The sequence below is a fragment of the Thauera sp. WH-1 genome (assembly GCF_047806685.1).
In the GTDB taxonomy this organism is placed as follows: Bacteria; Pseudomonadota; Gammaproteobacteria; order Burkholderiales; family Rhodocyclaceae; genus Thauera.
Genome location: NZ_JBLQGP010000009.1, coordinates 102597 through 120607, shown reverse-complemented (window position 1 = coordinate 120607; position 18011 = coordinate 102597). Strand labels below are relative to the sequence as shown.

Sequence of the window (18011 nt, the reverse complement as noted above, 5' to 3'; positions counted from 1 at the left end):
GGGCTGCGATTCTAACGCGCGCAACGAAGCATGCGTATCATCTTGGGTCTCGTCACCCGCCAGGAGCGCTCATGCAAGACTCGAACCCCGCTGCCGACAACGCCGGCGAACCCGGCTTCGACCTGGATGCGGCCGAGATTCGCGTGCTGGGTGTGCTGATCGAGAAGGCCTTCATCACGCCCGATGCCTACCCGCTATCGATCAACGCCATCACCACCGGCTGCAACCAGCTCACCGCGCGCGAGCCGGTGATGAGCCTGTCCGAGGCCGAGGTGCAGGCCGCCGTCGACAGCCTCATCGGACGCCGCCTGGTGTCGAAGCGCGACCAGGCCAGCGCACGCGTCCCGAAGTATGAACACCTGGTGCGTCTGCGCCATTCGCTGCCCCCGCCCGAGCAGGCGGTACTGGCCATCCTGCTGCTGCGCGGAGCACAGACCGCAGGCGAACTGCGTCAGCGCTGCGAGCGCCTGTACCGCTTCGACGACGTCGCGGCGGTCGACGCGGTGCTGGAGCACCTGGCCGAGAAATACCCGCCCCTGGTTGCCGCGCTGCCACGTGCTCCCGGCACCAAGGAGACGCGCCACGTGCACCTGCTCGGCGGCGAGGTGGCCGTGCAGGAGATGGCCGAAGCCCAGGCCGGCGGGGCGACCGGCGGCCGGGGACGAATCGCGGAACTCGAGGACGAGTTGCGCCGTCTGCGTGAGGACTTCGACGCGCTGCGGCGCGAATTCGACATCTTCCGCCAGCAGTTCGACTGACGGCGCCGGCGCCCCGGGCGCCCGACGCTACAGGCAATCCACCCCCGCCCCGCCCATGCTGATCCACCCGCAGTTCGACCCCATCGCCTTCTCGCTCGGCCCGCTCTCGGTGCGCTGGTACGGCCTGATGTACCTGATCGCCTTCGTGCTCTTCGTCGTGCTTGGCCGCCTGCACGCCAGGCGCCGGCCCGAGCTGGGCTGGAGCGCGCAGATGATCGACGACCTGCTGCTGTACGGGGTGATCGGGGTGATCGTCGGCGGACGCCTGGGCGAAGTGCTGTTCTTTCAACCCACTTACTACCTGCAGCACCCGGGCGAGATCCTCGCCGTGTGGAAGGGCGGCATGAGCTTTCATGGCGGCTTTCTGGGCGTCCTGGTGGCCATGTGGCTGTACGGCCGCCGCCACGGCAAGGGCTTCTGGCAGGTCACCGACTTCATCGCGCCCCTGGTACCAACCGGACTCGCAGCCGGGCGCATCGGCAACTTCATCAACGGCGAACTGTGGGGCCGGCCGGCCAGCACAGAGCTGCCGTGGGCGATGGTCTTCCCCTGGGTGGACGCGGCGCCGCGCCACCCCTCGCAGCTCTACCAGGCCGCGGGCGAGGGACTGCTGCTGTTCGTGATCCTGTGGCTGTATGCCGCCAGCCCGCGTCCGCTGCGCGCCGTGTCTGCGGTGTTTCTCATCGGCTACGGCAGTCTGCGATTTGTCGCCGAGTTCTTCCGAACGCCCGACCCGGGCATCTTCGGCACGCTCGCCCTCGGCCTGTCGACCGCGCAGTGGCTCTGCGTGCCGATGGTCGTTGCCGGCGTGTCGCTGCTCGCGATGACCCGCCACACCCCGTCTTCATCGAACTGAACGGGCCGGCTCAGAACATCAGCGACGGCGCACGGCCGACGAGCAGAGCGGGAATGTCCGCGGGCGCACTGATGGCATCCGCGCCGAGCGCGCGGGCTGCGCGCGCGGGCATGGAGTCGAGCGCCGGCACGGCGACGACGATGAAGCTGCCAGGCGCCATGCGCTTGAGAAGACCGACGAAGCGCGCCGGCTCGTCAGGCGCGACGCGCCAATCGAGCACCACCGCGTCGGGCAGGGCCTGGAAATAGAGTTGCAGCGCATGGCTCTCGCTCGATGTCTGTCCGACGATGTCCATACCCGTCAAATCGAGCGCCTGCCGCAACAGACGCACGTCCCCGCGCGCCTGCTCGTCGGGCACGACGAGCAGCACTCGCAGAGATGGGTTGGAGCGGCGCATCGTGAAGGTCACCGGAGAATAAGCTTATGCCGAAGATGACATAGCCATTTGGTATGCGCAAGCACAAAAGCGGAAAATTGTCACGATGTGCCCGACTTGGGCGCGAGCAATTCGCGGCTTGCACGTTATGATCGGTGCAATTATTCAGCACGGGTCAGGACATACGCTGACAAGACCCGGCAGGAGGAGAACATGACTGGCTCGGGACTCGTATCACGCGGCATCTCCAAGGTTCGCGAACTGGTGGCAAACGCCGCGCATTTCGGCAAGGCGCCAGAGGGCGATGACCTCGACCGTATCCGCACCCAGCTGACCGAGTGTGCAGAGGGGCGTGGCGGCGAGGTGTCGACGCGCCAACGCGCGGCACGCCTGGCCGAGACCTACCTGCGCCTTGACGACGCGGGGCGGCATGCCTTCCTCAAACTGATCGCGCACGAGTTCGGCCCCGATCCCGAGCGCGTGGCCGCGGCCCATCAGGACTACCAGGACGCGATCGGTACGCCGACGCAGTGGGATGCCGAGGCCCGCCTGCGGGCGGCGATGCGCTCGCGCCGCCTGCGCATCCTGACCCAGTTCAATGCCATCCCGCAGGGGGTCAAGTTCCTCGTCGACCTGCGCGCCGACCTGCTGCGCTTCCTGCCCGAAGACCCCTTGCTCAAACCGCTCGACCGCGAGCTCGAGGCGCGCCTGTCGGCCTGGTTCGACGTCGGCTTCCTCGAGCTGCAGCGCATTACCTGGAATTCGCCGGCGGCACTGCTGGAAAAATTGGTCGAGTACGAGGCGGTGCACGAGATCCGCTCGTGGAAGGACTTAAAGAATCGCCTCGACTCCGACCGCCGCTGCTACGCCTTCTTCCATCCGCGCATGCCCCTGGAGCCGCTGATCTTCGTCCAGGTCGCCCTGCTCGAAGAGCTCGCCGACGACGTCCAGCGCCTGCTCGACATCGAGGCGCCGCTGGCCGATGCGAGCAAGGCGACGACGGCGATCTTCTACTCGATCAGCGCCACCCAGGCCGGCCTGCGCGGCGTCAGCTTCGGCAACTTCCTGCTCAAGCGCGTGATCGACGATCTCAAGCGCGACTTCCCGCGCCTCAAGAGCTTCGCCACCCTGTCGCCCATCCCCGGGCTGGTGCGCTGGGTCCAACGCAATCCCGAAGAGCTCGCCGAAGCCATCACTGCGGCGGACTGGAAGCGCCTCGCGGCCTTCGGCGTCAGCGACACGGACATCAACGAGCCGCCGCTCGGCGGCCTGCTCAGCGACGACAATAGCTGGACCAAGGACGACAAGCTCGTGCAGGCCCTGCGCGAACCCCTGCTGCGACTGGCCGCCCGCTACCTGCTCGAGGCACGCCGCGGCGACCAGCCGATCGACACGGTGTCGCGCTTCCATCTCGGTAACGGTGCCCGCATCGAACGCCTCAACTGGCTTGCCGACACCTCCGAGAAGGGTCTGCGCCAGTCCTGGGGAATGATGGTGAACTACCTCTACGACCCTGACCGCCTCGAGACCAATCTCGAGGACTTCGCAAGCGAAGGGCGCATCGACGCCTCCTCGGCCGTCAAGCGCATGGCCAAACGCTGAGCGTCGCCCCCTGCCCATGCTGTTTCCACTGCACCACTCCTCGATCCGCATCCGCCTGCTGCTCGCCAGCACGGTGGTGCAGATCGTGCTGCTGAGCCTGCTGCTGGCCAACAGCGTGCGTCTGATGAACAACGCCGTATCGGCGAGCCTGGACACCACCATCGGCCAGAACGCCAGCATGCTCCATGCGATGAGCACGGCGTACGGCGACCAGCAGCGCTTCGACGCCATGCAGGATGTGCTCGGCGAACTGCTCGAGGGCGCCGAGGAAGGGCTGGTGTACGTGCGCATCGTGGGCGCCGACAATCAGACCCTGGTCAGCGCCGGGCTCGGCGAACTACAACAGCTCCCGGCACCGAGTGAGCACCGCCCCGGCTTAGTCGAACGGCTGCTGGGACACGAACTGGTCCATGTGCGCCGGCCCTTGCTGCTACCGCGCAACGAGGTCGGCTTCCTGCAGTTCGGGGTGTCGGTGGCGGTGCTCACCGATGCCCGCCGCGCGATCATGGAACAAGGCCTGGCGATCGCGCTGATCGAGATCGCGCTCACCTTCGTCCTGCTGTCCTCGCTCGGCTACCTGCTGACACGCAATCTTCGCCGCCTGCTCGACGGCAGCAAGGCGATCGCCGACGGCCAGCTCGAATATCGCGTCGCCGCCCGCGGCAACGACGAACTTGCGGTCATCGCCCGTCACTTCAACATCATGGCAGCGACCCTGCAGCAGCGCGTGCTCGAACTGCAGCAGACCGCACAACGCCTGCGCGCCAGCGAAGAACGCTACGCCATGGCCCTGCATGGCGCCAACGATGGCCTGTGGGACTGGGACATCCGGGCCGGCACGGCGTACTACTCCGAGCGTTTCTGCCAGATCCTCGGCCTGCCGCCGGAGGCGATGCCGACCGTACCCGAGGCCTTCCTCGAACTCGTCCACCCCGACGACCGCAACGCCTACCGCCAGCGCCTGGTCGCGCATCTCAAGGGCGAAAGTGCCCAGTTCATGGTTGAGCACCGCGTCCGCATCCCCAACGGCGAGTACCACTGGGTGCTGATGCGGGGCGTCGCCAGCCGCGACGACGACCTGCGGGCGATCCGCATGGCCGGTTCGCTCGGCGACATCAACCTGCGCAAGCGAGCCGAGCAGCAGCTCCTGCACGATGCCCTGCATGACGGCCTCACCGGCCTGCCCAACCGCGCCATGTTCATCGAGCACGTCGACCGCGCACTGGCGCAGCGGCGCCGCGGCAACGGACATCAGGTCGCCGTGCTCGCCATCAACCTCGAACGCTTCAGCCTGGTCAACGACAGCTATGGCCATGCCGCCGGCGACGAGTTGCTGCGCGCCGTTGCCGGCCACATTGCCTCGATCATGCGCGACGGAGACGTCTGCGCGCGGGTCGGCGGCGACCAGTTCGCCGTGCTGCTCAACGGCTTGAGCAACTCGACCGAGGCCCTGCGCATCTGCGAGGACCTGATTGCGCTCCCCGCCTTCGCCCCGAGCGCCACCGAGCAACTGCTGCACCCGCGCTGCCGGGTCGGCGTCGCCCTCAGCGACAATGACCGCGAGGACGCCGAGTCCATGCTGCGTGACGCCGACAACGCGCTCCACAAGGCGCGCCGCAGCGAGACTGCCGCGATCGAGTTCTTCCAGCCGTCGATGCACGCCCAGGCCCTGCGCGCCCTCAAGATCGAGACCGAATTGCGCAGCGCGCTCGCTCACGGCGGCCTCACGGTGTATTACCAGCCGATCATCAGCCTGTCCACGCGCCGGCCTGCCAGCTTCGAAGCCCTGGTCCGTTGGCCGCACCCGACGCTCGGCCTGTTGTCCCCGGCGGAGTTCATCCCCCTCGCCGAGACGCTGGACCTGATCCATCAGGTGGGCATGGCGGTGCTCGCAACCGCCTGCGCCGACATCCGCGACTGGCGCCAGCGCCTGCCCGATACGCCACCGCTGCCCATCAGCGTTAACCTCTCTGCACGCCAGCTCGCGCGCGACGGGCTCGCCGAGGAACTGCTCGCGGCCATGGATCGCGGCGGCGTGTCGCGCGGCGCGATCCGCTTCGAGGTCACCGAGAGCCTGCTCGCACGCCCCGACGGCCCGGCGATCCGCAACCTGCATGCGTTGCGCAATGCCAGCATCGACATCCTCATCGATGACTTCGGCACCGGCTTCTCGACGCTGAGCTACCTGCACACCATGCCCTGCAACCAGGTCAAACTCGACGGCTCCTTCGTGCATTCGATCACCCGCGACGAACGGCTGCGCGCGATTGTCCGCCACAGCATCGAGCTTGCTCACGATCTGGGCATGACGGTGGTGGCCGAATGCATCGAGGAAGAGGAGCAGCTCACCATCCTGCGCGAGATGGGCTGCGATTACGGCCAGGGCTACCTGTTCTCGCGTCCGCTCGACCGCGAGGCGACCTTTGCCAGCCTGCAAGCCCTTTCGGGAGACCTATGTTCATGAGCAAATGGCCGCTTGCAGCACTGGCCGTGCTGGCCCTTCCCGCGGCCGCCCAGCCCGCGCCGGACTGGCAGTTCTCGGGCTTCGCCACCCTGGGGGCGGTCTACACCCGCTCGGACGACCTGCAGTTTGCGCGTGTCGGCATCGACGCACCGGGCGGCAACCGGGTCGACACCGGTCCCGACTCGGTGCTCGGCCTGCAGGCCGGCCTGCGTTTCGGCGAGCGCAGCAATGCCGTGCTGCAGATCGTCACCCGCGAGACCCAGCGCGGCGACCATCGCCCAAGGCCGGCGCTCGCCTTCGTGAGCCACGCGCTCACGCCCGCTCTCACTGTCCGTGCCGGTCGCCTGCGCAGTCCCTTCTTCATGCTGTCGGACTCGGTCGACATCAACTACAGCCACGCCTGGGTACGCCCACCGGTCGAGGTCTACGGCCTGAACCCGTTTTCAGACCTGGATGGCATCGACCTGCTGCATCGCAAGACCTACGGCGACACCCACATCGAGTTCCACCCCTACCTCGGTCGCAGCAAGATCCCGGTGATCGGCGGCGGTGATGCGGAACTGTCGCGGCTGCTTGGCTTGAACGTGACCGTCGAGTTCGGCGAGTTCAGCCTGAGCCTTGGCCACGCCACCGCAGACCTTTCGGTGCGCCGCAGCTCGCAGGGGTTTCGCGACTTCGTGGCACCGCTGCCAATCGAGCTGCAGGATCGCCTCAGCGGCAGCGATGCCCGCGCCAGCTTCAGCTCGATCGGACTGCAATGGGACGACGGGCGCTGGCGCTTCAGCGCCGAACTGGCACGCAACACGGCCAAGGCCTTCTCCAACAGCGCCTCGGGTGCTTACGCCTCCCTCGGGCGGCGGATCGGCAACTTCATGCCTTATGTGACGCTCGCCCGTCAGCGCGAGGACGAGCCAGTCATCCGACCCGAGGAAGCGGGCATCCATGCGCCGCGCATTGCGCTCTTCAACCGCTCCCGCAATCAGTCCCAACGCAGCGCCACGGCCGGCCTGCGCTGGGACTTCACGAGCGAGGCGGCGTTCAAGGCCGAACTGAGCCATGTCCGTACCGACCGCGGCGCCTACGGTACCTTCATCGCACGCGGCGACCCCTTCGCACCGGGTCTGGACCATCGCGTGATCAACGTGCTGAGCGTGTCGGTCGATGTGGTTTTCTGATCTGCCCCGCGCTCGCCCCCTGCACGCCACGCTGTTGCTGGTGCTGCTGCTCGTCCTGTGCGTCCCGGTGTTCGCGCAGTCGGCGTCGATCGTGGTGGTGACCGCGGCCGACGGCCCGCTCACCGAGCTCGACCGCAGCACGACCGAGCAGCTGTATCTGGGCCGGCGCGGCAGCCTGTTCCAGGGCCAGGGCGTCCTCCTCGTTGACCTGCCGTCGGGTCCGGTCCGCGATGAGTTCTACCTGCGCCTGACGCGGAAGAACCCTAGCCAGATCCGCGCCTACTGGTCGCGCCTGGTCTTCACCGGCCGCGCGCAGCCGCCGCGGGAGGCCGCGAGCACGGACGACGCACGTCGCATCGTGCTGCAGACCCCCGGCGCCGTGGCCTACCTGCCCCGCGCCGAAGCCGACGATCCGGCACTGCGCATCCTGTTCAGCCTCGACTGATGCGGAGGGCGCGGCAGCGCAAGCTGCCCTGCGCTCGGCCCCGCCGATCATCGCGGCCGTTGCCGGCGGTGTCGATCACGATCTCTCACGCCCCCTGACTGGCCTTGCGAGAAGCGAACTCGTCGCCGCCGTTCTCGCGCCGACGCTGACGAAGAAGATTGACCGCATCCTCAGCCAATGCTCTAATACGAATTATTATCATTCGTGTAATTTCAGATCATGGCCCATGGTCGCACTGCAAGCGCCCCCGCACCGGCTCAGGTCGAGTACGGGCCCCCTTCGGGACAGCCGCCTCGACCCGGGGCGGACGCGCTAGTCCGCAGCGAAGCGCTGTTCGCAGGGCGCAGCACCCTGACGATCGAGCACGAAGGCACGCATTACGTCCTGCGCGCGACGCGCAGTGGCAAATTGATTCTCACCAAGTGATCCCGCTCCGCCACCGGGGCAAAAGTCAAAAGGAAGGCTAGACTATGTACGTATGCGTTTGCCGCGCGGTCACGGAGCGTCATATCGATCAGGCGGTGCAGGCCGGTGCGCGCAACTTGCGTGACCTGCGCACCGGGCTGGGAGTCACGGTGGACTGCGCCAGTTGCGCACGCCATGCCCACCACTGCCTGCGCGCCGCCGTACAGGGTCGCTGCTCATCCCAAGACCCGGTCGTGCCGCCGGCCCCAACGCTACTCCCTGTCAACCTCTCCCTGGAGGCAGCATGAAAGGCGACAAGAAGGTCATCCAGTACCTCAACAAACAACTCACCATCGAGCTGACCGCAATCAACCAGTACTTCCTGCATGCGCGCATGTACAAGAACTGGGGCTTCGACCACCTCGGCAAGCACGAGTACGACGAGTCGATCGAAGAGATGAAGCATGCCGACCTGCTGATCGAACGCGTGCTTTTCCTCGAGGGGCTGCCCAATCTGCAGAACCTGAACAAGCTCCTGATAGGCGAGAACGTTCCCGAGTGCCTGCACGGCGACCTCAAGCTCGAACAGGCCGGTCGCGAGAACCTGATCGAGGCCATTGCTTATTGCGAGTCCTGTAAGGACTACATCTCGCGCGAGATCTTCGAGCACATCCTCGACGACACCGAAGAGCACATCGATTATCTCGAGACCCAACTCGGCCTGATCGACAGCGTCGGTCTGCAGAACTACCTGCAGTCGCAGATGAAGCCCGCCTCCTCCTAACAGCCACCCCGATTCACCCGCCCCGTCAAGGGGCGCAGCCCCGCCCCCTGACGATGCCTCCTGCCGCACGTGCCGCGCAACTGATCGACTTGCCCAATCTTGCCCCCGCCGACGCCCCTGCTCCGGATGCGCCCCACAAGGCGCACGAAGCGTCCACGCGCGGCGGCGCAGCGGCAGCGGCAGCGGCAGCGGCAGCGGCAGCCCAGTCGACCACGCTTGGCGCCGGCAGTCGCATCGGCCTTGCGACCCTGGTTGCGGCCTTGCATCTGGGCGGACTCGCCACCCTCGCCTCCCTGAGCCAGGACCCCGTCATCCCGCCGCAACCCGAGCCGATCCAGGTCTCCTTGCTGGCCGCCGACCCGGTCCCGGCGCCGGTCATCGAAGCACCACAGCCCCCTGTCCCCGAACCGGCGCCCGCGCCCCCGCCACGCATGGCGCCGCCTCCGGAGCCGCCGCCCGAGGTGCGCCGGCCGCAGCCACCACCGCCCAAGCCGGTGGTGCGCAAACCGCCACCCCCGAAGCCGGTCGCAGAGCAACCGCCCCCCAGGACGGTCACCGAGTCCCCCACGGCCCTGCGCACAGCCGACGACAGCCCGCCCGCCGTCGCCGAACCCAGCCCCGCGCCGCCGGTCGCGCGCCAGGAGGCGACCCCTGCGCCCGCCGCGCCCGCGCCGGCCACCGCCGGCGCCCCGACCGCCGCGCCGATCACCGCCGCCCGCTTCGATGCCGCCTACCTCAACAACCCGGCGCCGGCCTATCCGATGGTGTCGCGCCGCATGCGCGAGGAGGGCCAGGTCATGCTGCGCGTGCAGGTATCGCCCGACGGCCGCCCCAATCGCATCGAGCTGCGCACCAGCTCCGGCTCCGAACGCCTCGATCGCGCCGCACAGGAGGCCGTGTCGCGCTGGCGCTTCGTGCCCGCCCGCCAGGGCGAGCGCGCCATCGAATCCTGGGTGCTGGTACCCATCGTCTTCAAACTCAAGGGAAACTGAACATGGACAGTTCGCAGGCCTTCGGCCTCGCCCACCTGTGGGCGCAATCCGACTTCATCATCCGCGCCGTGGGCCTGATCCTGCTGCTGATGTCGATCACCAGCTGGTACCTGATCCTGATGCGCGCGCTGCGCCAGCTGCGCGCGCGCCGCCACGCCGAGGCGGTCGAGGCCTTCTGGGCCGCCCCCGACCTGGACAGCGGCCTCAAGCGCCTCAATCACCAGGCCCCCGGCTCGCCCTTCGAGGCCCTCGCCGAGCAAGGCGCAGCCGCGGCGCAGCACGTGCGCCGCCACACCCGCAACGACACGCTCGGCGGCACCCTCGATGCAGACGAGGTGATCACGCGCGCCTTGCGCAAGTCGATCGCGCTGTCGACCGCAGCGCTCGAGTCAGGCCTCACCGTGCTCGCCTCGATCGGCTCCACCGCGCCCTTCGTGGGCCTGTTCGGCACGGTCTGGGGCATCTACCACGCCCTGGTCAACATCAGCGCCTCGGGCATGGCCACGCTGGACAAGGTCGCCGGACCGGTGGGCGAAGCGCTGATCATGACCGCCTTCGGCCTGTTCGTCGCCATTCCCGCGGTGCTCGCCTACAACGCGATCACGCGTGCCAACCGGGTGGAGCTGTCCGAGCTGGACGCCTTCGCTCATGACCTGCACGCGGCCTTCTCGACCGGCTCGCGCATTGCCTCCGCGACCGCACGCCACGACCATAGGGACAATGGCGCCAAGCTCGCGAGCGTGGGCGCCACGCCTGCCGCCAACCACGGAGCGGCATGATGGCCTTCGGCGGATTCAGCCAGGGCGACAACCGCCCGCTGCAGAGCGAGATCAACATGGTCCCGCTGATCGACGTCATGCTGGTGCTCTTGATCGTGTTCATGATCACCGCCCCGCTCCTGACGCACTCGGTCAAGATCGACCTGCCGCAGGCATCGAGTGCGCCGACCGAGCAGAAGCCGGAGACGATCGCGCTGTCGCTGGATGCCGAGGGCGGAATCTTCTGGAACAAGGACCAGATCGACGTGCTCACCCTGCCCGCACGCCTGGCCGCGGCCGCGGCACAAACGCCGCAGCCGGAACTGCACCTGCGCGCCGACCGCAACACGCGCTACGAGACGATCGCCGACGTCATGGCCAAGGCGCGCAGCGCAGGCATCGAGAAAATGGGCTTCGTGACGCTACCCGAGGGATGAGGGCCACCGCGCGGGCTCAGGCGCCGCAGTTGCGGACCCGGACGATCACATCGACCTCCTGCAGCTCCACCCCTTCGGGCAGGCGCGGCGCACCGATCACCTCGATCTCGTCGGCCGCGAGGTCGCGCACCTCGCCGGTATCCATGTTGTAGAGATGAAAGTGCGGCGTCGTCGTCGAGTCATAGACGATGCGCTGCGGGTCGACGAAGAGCTCACGCACGAGCTGCTTTTCGGAAAAGAGCCTGAGCGTGTTATAGACGGTGGCCCGCGACACCTCGGGCGCCGAACGCTTCACCTGCTCCCAGATCTGGTCGGCCGACATGTGCACCGGCGCAGAGAACAGCACGCGGGCAATCTCGATGCGCTGGTGGGTGACCGGCACGCCCGCCTTGCGCAGGCAAGCAATCGCGTCGGAGGGGCTGTACATGGCGGTCTCTCTGGTCAAAATCGGGCTTGCCGGGGTCTTGTACGTGCCTGCTGCGATCGCAGGCGGCCTGGAAATGCTGAACCTCTTCGCCCGTCAACGTCAACAGGCGCCCGCGGCTGATTGCACGGGCGCCTGTCGCCTTACCTGCCGTTTGTCCTTACTTGAAGGGATCCGGGCGCGGCGTGGCGTTGCTCGACGGCGGCAGGATCGGCATCGTGATCTGCGGCTGGTCACCGGTCAGCGTCTTCAGGAAAGCGACGATGTTGCCGATCTCGTCCTCGCTGTAGGTGTGGCCCAGTTGCAGGCGACCCATGATATCCACCGCCTGCTCCAGCGTGGCGGCTTCACCATCGTGGAAGTAAGGGTAGGTCATTTCCACGTTTCGCAGCGTGGGCACCTTGAAGTTGAAGCGGTCAGCATCCACGCCGGTCACCGCCGAGCGTCCCTCGGCCGGCGAGGTGGACTGGTAGGCCTCGACCACGCCCATGCGCTGGAAGGAGGTGCCGCCCGCAGCCGGGCCGTTGTGGCAGGCGACGCAGCCGCTTTCCTTGAACAGCGTGTAGCCGGCCAGTTCCTTGGCGTCGAGCGCCTTGTCGTCGCCCTTGAGCCACTGGTCGAAGCGCGCGTTCGGGGTGACCAGGGTCTCTTCGAAGGCGGCGATTGCGGCCGTCACCATGTCCATGTCGATCTGTTCCTTGCCGAACACGGTCTTGAACTCGCTGACATAGCCCGGGATCGACTGCAGCACGTCGAGCGCCAGCGTGTGCGGCATGTTCATCTCGACGTCAGCCTGGATCGGCCCCCCCGCCTGCTCCTGCAGGTTGGCGGCGCGGCCGTCCCAGAACTGGGCGATGGCGAGGCTGGAGTTCAGTACCGTCGGCGAGTTCACCGGGCCGGCCTTCCAGCCGTGACCGATGGAGGTCTTGAGGTTGTCAGTGCCGCCCCGCGACAGGTTGTGGCAGGTGTTGCACGAGATGATGCCGGACATCGACAGGCGGGGCTCGAACCACAGCTTCTTGCCCAGTTCGACCTTCGCTGGCTCGGTAACCTTGGCCGGTTCGATCGGCTTGATCGGCTCGTCACGGGCCGTTGCCGCCCACGCCCCACCGGCCACGGCCAGCGCCACCACCACTCCCACGGCTTTCAGCTTCAGCATCATGCTTCTCCTTGTTTGCACCATGAATTCCTCGCGCCAGGCACAGCACTGGCACATCGGGGGACACCCCGCTTAGAACTGTTCTAATCCACAGGACCGATTAGACGGGATTGAAGATGGTCGTATCTTGACTTTAATCAAGCTTTCATCCGATGAACGAAGTTGGAACTGCCGAGTCTTCCTGGCGCGAGGCATGCTTCAATCCGATACAAAGCCGAAGCAGGCCTGCCGCTATGCTTCCCCCGTCGAACACCTCTCCAGGCGGCCGCGCAGACGGTCGAGCCCCCACGTAACATGCCAAGCCCCCTCAGCCCCCACTCGAAACCTGCGCGCCCGCGCTGGCGTCTGCGCCTGTTACTGATCGCAGCCGCGGCCGCCGCCACCGGCGCCTGGTTCGCCTGGCCGCAGCTCTTCGGCGAGCGCGATCCGCTCGCCCCGTACCAGTTCGCCAACGTGCAGCGGGGTACGGTGGAAGACGTCGTCACCGCCACCGGCACGCTGCAGCCGCGCGACTACGTGGACGTCGGCGCCCAGGTCTCGGGCCAGCTCGAGAAAATCCATGTCGAGGTCGGCACCGAGGTGAAGGAAGGCGAGCTGCTCGCCGAGATCGACCCCACCGTCTACCTGGCGCGGGTGGACGCCTCGCGCGCCCAGTTGCGCAACCTGCGCGCGCAGCTGAAGGACCGCGAGGCCCAGCTCGCCCTCGCCCGCATCCAGTTGCGCCGGCAGCAGGCCTTGATGGCCGAGGACGCCACCACCAAGGAGAGCCTGCAGACGGCCGAAGCCTCGGCGAAGTCGGCCGAGGCCCAGCTCGAAGCCCTGCGCGCGCAGATCGAGCAGATCGAATCGACGCTGCGCGCCGACGAGGCCAACCTGCAGTACGCCCGCATCCTGTCGCCGATGACCGGCACCGTGGTGTCGATCACCGCGCGCCAGGGCCAGACGCTCAACACCAACCAGCAGGCGCCGGTGGTGATGCGCATCGCCGATCTCAGCACGATGACGGTGCAGACCCAGGTCTCCGAGGCCGACGTCAGCCGCCTCAAGCTCGGCATGGAGGCCTACTTCACCACCCTGGGCGGCGCCGGCAAGCGCTGGCATGGCACGCTCGAGAAGATCGAACCCACGCCCACCGTGACCAACAACGTCGTGCTCTACAACGCGCTGTTCGACGTGCCCAACCCCGACGGCCGGCTGATGACGCAGATGACGGCGCAGGTCTTTTTCATCGTCGCCCAGGCCAGGGACGCGCTGCTGATCCCGATGGGCGCGCTCAGCCAGGGCGCGCCGCGACCGCCGCAGACGGGCAGCGCCGGCCGCGGCCCGGGCCAGGGGCGTGGCCCTGCTGCGAGCGGGGTCCCCGCTGCGGGCGGCAAGGCCGCGGTTCGGGTCGTCGGCGAGCGTGGCGCACTCGAGGAGCGCGCGGTGGAGATCGGCGTCACCAATCGCGTCCAGGCGCAGGTGCTGAGCGGGCTGCAGGAAGGCGAGCGGGTGGTGTCCGGCCTCAGCACCGGCGGCGCCTCCGGCAGTCGTCCCCGGATGACGCCGCGGCTATGAAGGCCGAGCAGCTCCCCCCGCCGGCCGACATGGACGCGCCTGCGCAGGAGGCGGCGAGGCTGGCCGCTGCACCCCGCGAGGCACAGCCGGCGCCCGCCGCGGCGCCCCTGATCGCGCTCGCCGGCATCACGCGCAGCTTCATCACGGGTGAAGTCGAGACGCGGGTGCTGCACGGCATCGACCTCGAGATCTACCCCGGCGAGTTCGTCGCCATCGTCGGTGCCTCCGGCTCGGGCAAATCGACACTGATGAACATCCTCGGCTGCCTCGACCGCGCCAGCGGCGGCACCTACCGCTTCATGGGCGAGGACGTCGCCGGCTTCGACCGCGACGCGCTCGCGCGCCTGCGTCGCGAGGCCTTCGGCTTCGTGTTCCAGAGCTACAACCTGATCGGCGGCGCCACCGCGCGCGACAACGTCGAGGTGCCGGCGGTGTATTCCGGCATGCCGCCGGAAGAGCGCCACGCCCGCGCCGAGGAACTGCTCGCCACCCTCGGGCTGGCCGAGCGCATCCACCACCGCCCGAACCAGCTCTCCGGCGGCCAGCAGCAGCGCGTGTCGATCGCGCGCGCGCTGATGAACGGCGGCCGCATCATCCTCGCTGACGAGCCCACCGGCGCCCTCGACAGCAAGAGCGGCGCCGAGGTCATGAAGCTGCTGCGCGAACTCTCCGCCGCCGGCCACACCATCGTCCTGATCACCCACGAGCGCGAGGTCGCCGAGCAGGCTAGCCGCATCATCGAGATCCGCGACGGCCGCATCGTCGCCGACCCCGGTCCGCGCCCGCTGCAGGGCGAGGAGCCCGACTTCGCCCCCCACGTCGATCGCACCTCGCCGCTGTCCGACGTCATCGAGGCCACCCGCACCGCGCTGCGCGCGCTGCGCGCCAACCTGTTCCGCGCCATCCTGACCCTGCTCGGCATCGTCATCGGCGTCGCCTCGGTGATCGCCATGCTGGCGATCGGCGATGGTGCCAAGCAGAAGGTCATCGACCAGGTCAGCGCGATGGGCACCAACCTGCTCACCGTGCGCCCGGGCGCCCCCAATACGCGCGGGCGCGACGCCCCCGCGACCCTGGTGATCGAGGACGTGCAGGCGATCGCCGAGCTGCCCAACATCCTCGCCTCGGTGCCCGAGCAGGGCGCGACCATCACGCTTCGCGCCGGCAACGTCGACCACCGCAGCAGCGTCAACGCCACCTCGGCCGATTACGTGGTGGCGCGCACCTGGGCGCCGGCCAGCGGCACCTTCTTCAGCGCCGAGGACGAGGCGCGCTACGCCACCGTCGCGGTGCTGGGCCAGACCGTGGCCAATGCGCTGTTCCCGGCGGGCGACGCGGTGGGCGAGTTCGTGCTGGTGAACAACATCCCCTTCCAGGTCGTCGGCGTGATGTCGCCCAAGGGCGCCACGCCCTGGGGCCAGGACCAGGACGACATCGTCTTCGTGCCCTTCACCACCGGCAGCCTGCGCCTCACCGGGCAGCGCTTCCTGCGCAACGTCACGGTGGCGGTCGAGGACGTCAGCCAGATCGACGACACCCAGGCGGCGGTGCACAGCCTGCTGCTCGCCCGCCACGGCGTGGAGGACTTCCAGATCCGCAACATGGCATCGGTGATCGACACCGTGTCCGAGACGCAGAACACGCTCACCGTACTGCTCGGCACGGTGGCGGCCATCTCGCTGCTGGTGGGCGGCATCGGGGTCATGAACATCATGCTGGTGTCGGTGACCGAGCGCACGCGCGAGATCGGCATCCGCATGGCGACCGGCGCACGCACCAAGAACATCCTCCAGCAGTTCCTGATCGAGGCCCTGGTGGTGTCGGCGGTCGGCGGCCTGATCGGGGTCGCGGTCGGTCTCGGCAGTTCGGCGATCATCGAAGCCTTCGGCACCGCCGTGCAGTACTCGCTGACACCCGTCGTGCTCGCCTTCAGCTGCGCGTTCCTCACCGGCCTGGTGTTCGGCTACCTGCCCGCGCGCAAGGCCGCCCGCCTCGACCCGGTGGTCGCCCTCGCATCGGAATAAGGCTGTACATGCGCATTCAATCCGCCACACGCGCCCCCGCTTCCGTGAAGATAACCCGCACTGCCCACGAGAATCGCAGCCCGAACCGCCGCTTTCGCGGGCAAGCCAGCATGGTCGCCCCCCCCTTCCGGCGCACCCGCCTGCTGCCCGCCGTCCTGCTCCTCGCCATCACCGCCGGCTGTGCGTTCACCGAACCGGTCGTCCGCGCCGACCTCGACCTGCCGGCACAATGGGCCGAAACCGGCGGCGCGGCCACGCCGGCTGCGCCCATCCACGACGCCTGGTGGCAGGACTTCGGCTCGGCGCCGCTCGACGCCCTCGTCGCCGAGGCGCTGGTCGCAGCACCCGACCTGCGCATCCAGGCCGAGCGCGTCGTGCAGGCCGAACTCGCGCTGCGCCAGGCGGGGGCCTCGCTGTTTCCGACGCTCGACCTCAGCGCCGGCAGCGGCGCGCGCAATGTGGACAACAACGAAACGACCACGACCAGCCTCAGCATCGGCGCCAGCTACGAGCTCGACCTCTGGGGCCGCCTCGCCGCCGGCGTGGACGCCAGCCGCGCCGGCCTCGCCGCCACCCGCTTCGACCACGACGCGGCACGCCTGTCGATCAGTGCAAGCGTGGCGACAACCTGGTTCCAGACCCTGGCCTTGCAGGAGCGCGTGGACATCGCCCGCCAGAACCTCGCCATCGCCGAACGCGTGCTGCGCGTGGTGCAGGTGCGCTATGACAACGGCGCCGCGTCGGCGCTCGAACTGAGCCAGCAGCGCACCACGGTGCTGAACCAGCGCCAGGCAATCGAACCGCTCGAAGTGCAGTTGCGCCAGACGCGCAGCGCGCTCGCCATCCTGATCGGCCGCAACCCGCAGGCCGGCTTCCCCACCGAGGAGCGCCTCGCCGCTCTGCAGGTGCCGGGGGTCGACGCCGGTCTGCCCTCCGAGCTTCTGCTGCGCCGCCCCGACCTCGCCGCCAGCGAAGCCCGCCTCGCCGCTGCGGCCGCCAACATCGCCGCCGCGCGCGCCGCGCTGCTGCCCGGCATCAGCCTGTCGGCGGGCGCAGGCGTCGGCAGCGTAGCGCTGCTGTCGCTCGCCGACACCACGCGCACGCTGTCGATCTCGGCCAACGTGTTGCAGAGCATCTTCGATGGCGGCCGCCTTCGCGCCGACGTCGACATCCAGCGTTCGCGCCAGCGCGAGCTGCTCGAAACCCACCGCCGCGCCATCCTCGTCGCGCTCAAGGAAGTCGAGGACGCCCTCGCCGACGGTGCCCGCGACGCCAACCAGGAGGCCGCCCAGCGCGAGATCCTCGCCGAGGCCCAGCGCAGCCTGCGCCTGGCCGAATTGCGTTACCGCGAAGGCGCCGACAGCCTGCTCACCGTGCTCGTTGCCCAACGCACGCTGTTCTCGGCGCAAGACCAGCTCGCCGCGTTGCGGCTGGCGCGGCTTACGGATGCGGTGGCGCTGTACAAGGCGCTGGGGGGTGGGTGGGCGGCCGAAACACCGCCTTCCTGACGCAAGCACCGCGAGGCCCATGGACACCTGCCAGACGGACAAGTGTGAGGCATGGACAAGTTGTAATAATGAGAATAATTCGTACTTGCGTTGACATTGTCTGCTGCCTTTCCGAGAATGAGCGCCATCTGCAACAGCAGGTAACAAGCGCGGACGTTTCCGGCCGATCGGAACATCCGCAATCAGGGAAGTAGCGAGCCACTCCGCAGCGACGGATCAGCCAGCCAAGCAGCCCAACACGCTTGAACCGGAGATCCGTCCCAGGTCCGCGCGCAGCGCACGACGCC

At 68.2% G+C, this 18011-nt stretch carries 18 protein-coding genes; 15 read left to right on the top strand and 3 right to left on the bottom strand.

Translation table 11 applies throughout. From position 1 onward, the window contains the following. Positions 1-71: 71 nt before the first annotated feature. Positions 72-758, top strand: a complete 687-nt coding sequence (locus ACMV5O_RS11000; protein WP_416163509.1) for a YceH family protein — start codon at positions 72-74, stop codon at positions 756-758. Between the two features lie 55 nt (positions 759-813). Further along, positions 814-1614 (top strand): prolipoprotein diacylglyceryl transferase, encoded by an 801-nt coding sequence (gene lgt, locus ACMV5O_RS10995; RefSeq protein ID WP_416163508.1) that lies wholly within the window; start codon positions 814-816, stop codon positions 1612-1614. 10 nt (positions 1615-1624) lie between these two features. Here the strand turns inward: lgt and ACMV5O_RS10990 are convergent, their stop codons facing one another. Beyond that, positions 1625-2011 carry a two-component system response regulator gene (locus ACMV5O_RS10990; protein ID WP_416163507.1) on the bottom strand — a complete coding sequence of 129 codons (387 nt, stop codon included), beginning with the start codon at positions 2009-2011 and terminating at the stop codon, positions 1625-1627. Between the two features lie 192 nt (positions 2012-2203). Here ACMV5O_RS10990 and ACMV5O_RS10985 point away from each other — a divergent pair, with 192 nt between their 5' ends. From ACMV5O_RS10985 to ACMV5O_RS10940, 10 genes are all read left to right on the top strand, one after another. After that, on the top strand, positions 2204-3592 hold the full coding sequence (locus tag ACMV5O_RS10985; RefSeq protein ID WP_416163506.1) for a malonyl-CoA decarboxylase: 1389 nt from the start codon (positions 2204-2206) through the stop codon (positions 3590-3592). Positions 3593-3608: 16 nt separating this feature from the next. Continuing rightward, entirely contained in the window at positions 3609-6056 is a 2448-nt protein-coding gene (locus ACMV5O_RS10980; RefSeq protein ID WP_416163505.1) for an EAL domain-containing protein, read from the top strand. Beyond that, complete coding sequence (locus tag ACMV5O_RS10975; RefSeq protein ID WP_416163504.1) at positions 6053-7231, top strand: hypothetical protein; 1179 nt, start codon at positions 6053-6055, stop codon at positions 7229-7231. Before ACMV5O_RS10980 ends, ACMV5O_RS10975 begins: the two co-directional genes overlap by 4 nt. Then, complete coding sequence (locus ACMV5O_RS10970; protein ID WP_416163503.1) at positions 7218-7676, top strand: hypothetical protein; 459 nt, start codon at positions 7218-7220, stop codon at positions 7674-7676. The genes ACMV5O_RS10975 and ACMV5O_RS10970 overlap by 14 nt, the downstream gene beginning before the upstream one ends. A 219-nt stretch (positions 7677-7895) precedes the next feature. Beyond that, positions 7896-8102 carry a hemin uptake protein HemP gene (locus ACMV5O_RS10965; RefSeq protein ID WP_416163502.1) on the top strand — a complete coding sequence of 69 codons (207 nt, stop codon included), beginning with the start codon at positions 7896-7898 and terminating at the stop codon, positions 8100-8102. 44 nt (positions 8103-8146) lie between these two features. Further along, positions 8147-8389 carry a (2Fe-2S)-binding protein gene (locus tag ACMV5O_RS10960; protein ID WP_416163501.1) on the top strand — a complete coding sequence of 81 codons (243 nt, stop codon included), beginning with the start codon at positions 8147-8149 and terminating at the stop codon, positions 8387-8389. Next, positions 8386-8865 (top strand): bacterioferritin, encoded by a 480-nt coding sequence (gene bfr, locus ACMV5O_RS10955; protein ID WP_416163500.1) that lies wholly within the window; start codon positions 8386-8388, stop codon positions 8863-8865. The genes ACMV5O_RS10960 and bfr overlap by 4 nt, the downstream gene beginning before the upstream one ends. 53 nt (positions 8866-8918) lie before the next feature. Continuing rightward, complete coding sequence (locus ACMV5O_RS10950) at positions 8919-9857, top strand: energy transducer TonB (protein ID WP_416163499.1); 939 nt, start codon at positions 8919-8921, stop codon at positions 9855-9857. Positions 9858-9859: 2 nt separating this feature from the next. After that, positions 9860-10636 (top strand): MotA/TolQ/ExbB proton channel family protein, encoded by a 777-nt coding sequence (locus ACMV5O_RS10945; RefSeq protein ID WP_416163498.1) that lies wholly within the window; start codon positions 9860-9862, stop codon positions 10634-10636. Continuing rightward, on the top strand, positions 10636-11052 hold the full coding sequence (locus ACMV5O_RS10940; RefSeq protein WP_416163497.1) for an ExbD/TolR family protein: 417 nt from the start codon (positions 10636-10638) through the stop codon (positions 11050-11052). The genes ACMV5O_RS10945 and ACMV5O_RS10940 overlap by 1 nt, the downstream gene beginning before the upstream one ends. Positions 11053-11068: 16 nt before the next feature. Here ACMV5O_RS10940 and ACMV5O_RS10935 read toward each other — a convergent pair whose 3' ends face one another. Further along, positions 11069-11479: a Fur family transcriptional regulator gene (locus tag ACMV5O_RS10935; RefSeq protein WP_416163496.1), complete on the bottom strand. Its 411-nt coding sequence runs from the start codon at positions 11477-11479 to the stop codon at positions 11069-11071. 157 nt (positions 11480-11636) lie between these two features. After that, positions 11637-12635 carry a cytochrome-c peroxidase gene (locus tag ACMV5O_RS10930; RefSeq protein ID WP_416163495.1) on the bottom strand — a complete coding sequence of 333 codons (999 nt, stop codon included), beginning with the start codon at positions 12633-12635 and terminating at the stop codon, positions 11637-11639. A 294-nt stretch (positions 12636-12929) separates the two neighbouring features. Here ACMV5O_RS10930 and ACMV5O_RS10925 point away from each other — a divergent pair, with 294 nt between their 5' ends. From ACMV5O_RS10925 to ACMV5O_RS10915, 3 genes are all read left to right on the top strand, one after another. Continuing rightward, positions 12930-14192: an efflux RND transporter periplasmic adaptor subunit gene (locus ACMV5O_RS10925; protein ID WP_416163494.1), complete on the top strand. Its 1263-nt coding sequence runs from the start codon at positions 12930-12932 to the stop codon at positions 14190-14192. Continuing rightward, positions 14189-16216 carry a MacB family efflux pump subunit gene (locus ACMV5O_RS10920; protein WP_416163493.1) on the top strand — a complete coding sequence of 676 codons (2028 nt, stop codon included), beginning with the start codon at positions 14189-14191 and terminating at the stop codon, positions 16214-16216. Before ACMV5O_RS10925 ends, ACMV5O_RS10920 begins: the two co-directional genes overlap by 4 nt. 110 nt (positions 16217-16326) lie before the next feature. After that, a complete protein-coding gene (locus ACMV5O_RS10915; RefSeq protein ID WP_416163492.1) occupies positions 16327-17724 on the top strand; it encodes an efflux transporter outer membrane subunit in 1398 nt (465 codons plus the stop codon). The last annotated feature ends 287 nt before the right edge of the window (positions 17725-18011 follow it).

Bases quoted from the DNA above. Each gene is read 5' to 3' on its own strand.
- ACMV5O_RS10935 (WP_416163496.1), bottom strand. From the start codon at position 11,479: ATGTACAGCCCCTCCGACGCGATTGCTTGCCTGCGCAAGGCGGGCGTG.
- ACMV5O_RS10975 (WP_416163504.1), top strand. From the start codon at position 6,053: ATGAGCAAATGGCCGCTTGCAGCACTGGCCGTGCTGGCCCTTCCCGCG.
- ACMV5O_RS10930 (WP_416163495.1), bottom strand. From the start codon at position 12,635: ATGCTGAAGCTGAAAGCCGTGGGAGTGGTGGTGGCGCTGGCCGTGGCC.
- ACMV5O_RS10920 (WP_416163493.1), top strand. From the start codon at position 14,189: ATGAAGGCCGAGCAGCTCCCCCCGCCGGCCGACATGGACGCGCCTGCG.
- ACMV5O_RS10950 (WP_416163499.1), top strand. From the start codon at position 8,919: ATGCCTCCTGCCGCACGTGCCGCGCAACTGATCGACTTGCCCAATCTT.
- lgt (WP_416163508.1), top strand. From the start codon at position 814: ATGCTGATCCACCCGCAGTTCGACCCCATCGCCTTCTCGCTCGGCCCG.
- ACMV5O_RS10945 (WP_416163498.1), top strand. From the start codon at position 9,860: ATGGACAGTTCGCAGGCCTTCGGCCTCGCCCACCTGTGGGCGCAATCC.
- bfr (WP_416163500.1), top strand. From the start codon at position 8,386: ATGAAAGGCGACAAGAAGGTCATCCAGTACCTCAACAAACAACTCACC.
- ACMV5O_RS11000 (WP_416163509.1), top strand. From the start codon at position 72: ATGCAAGACTCGAACCCCGCTGCCGACAACGCCGGCGAACCCGGCTTC.
- ACMV5O_RS10915 (WP_416163492.1), top strand. From the start codon at position 16,327: ATGGTCGCCCCCCCCTTCCGGCGCACCCGCCTGCTGCCCGCCGTCCTG.
- ACMV5O_RS10960 (WP_416163501.1), top strand. From the start codon at position 8,147: ATGTACGTATGCGTTTGCCGCGCGGTCACGGAGCGTCATATCGATCAG.
- ACMV5O_RS10985 (WP_416163506.1), top strand. From the start codon at position 2,204: ATGACTGGCTCGGGACTCGTATCACGCGGCATCTCCAAGGTTCGCGAA.
- ACMV5O_RS10965 (WP_416163502.1), top strand. From the start codon at position 7,896: ATGGCCCATGGTCGCACTGCAAGCGCCCCCGCACCGGCTCAGGTCGAG.
- ACMV5O_RS10925 (WP_416163494.1), top strand. From the start codon at position 12,930: ATGCCAAGCCCCCTCAGCCCCCACTCGAAACCTGCGCGCCCGCGCTGG.
- ACMV5O_RS10940 (WP_416163497.1), top strand. From the start codon at position 10,636: ATGGCCTTCGGCGGATTCAGCCAGGGCGACAACCGCCCGCTGCAGAGC.
- ACMV5O_RS10980 (WP_416163505.1), top strand. From the start codon at position 3,609: ATGCTGTTTCCACTGCACCACTCCTCGATCCGCATCCGCCTGCTGCTC.
- ACMV5O_RS10970 (WP_416163503.1), top strand. From the start codon at position 7,218: ATGTGGTTTTCTGATCTGCCCCGCGCTCGCCCCCTGCACGCCACGCTG.
- ACMV5O_RS10990 (WP_416163507.1), bottom strand. From the start codon at position 2,011: ATGCGCCGCTCCAACCCATCTCTGCGAGTGCTGCTCGTCGTGCCCGAC.